The organism is Chromobacterium sinusclupearum (genome assembly GCF_002902845.1).
GTDB classification, from domain to species: domain Bacteria; phylum Pseudomonadota; class Gammaproteobacteria; order Burkholderiales; family Chromobacteriaceae; genus Chromobacterium; species Chromobacterium sinusclupearum.
Window position 1 is genome coordinate 1 of record NZ_PPTF01000093.1, and the last position, 281, is coordinate 281.

Below are 281 nucleotides of genomic sequence, written 5' to 3' on the forward strand. Positions count from 1 at the left end.
TCCGCCGCTCAAAAGGCCCAGGCCGCCAAGGCTGACGCTTCCGCGCCGAAGGCCAAGAAGGCTCACAAGCACGCTGCCAAGAAGCATGAAGCTTCCGCTCAGAAGGCTCAAGCCGCCAAGGCCGACGCTTCGGCTCCGATGGCCAAGAAGACTCACAAGCACCATGGCAAGAAGCACGTAGCCAAGAAGGACGCCTCCGCCGCTCAAAAGGCCCAGGCCGCCAAGGCTGACGCTTCCGCGCCGAAGGCCAAGAAGGCTCACAAGCACGCTGCCAAGAAGCA

The 281-nt window shown here is 63.0% G+C and carries 1 protein-coding gene; it reads left to right on the forward strand.

The window, feature by feature from the left end; translation table 11 throughout:
• Positions 1-281: hypothetical protein (locus tag C2134_RS21650; RefSeq protein ID WP_439647000.1), on the forward strand; the 281-nt coding region annotated here is incomplete at both ends.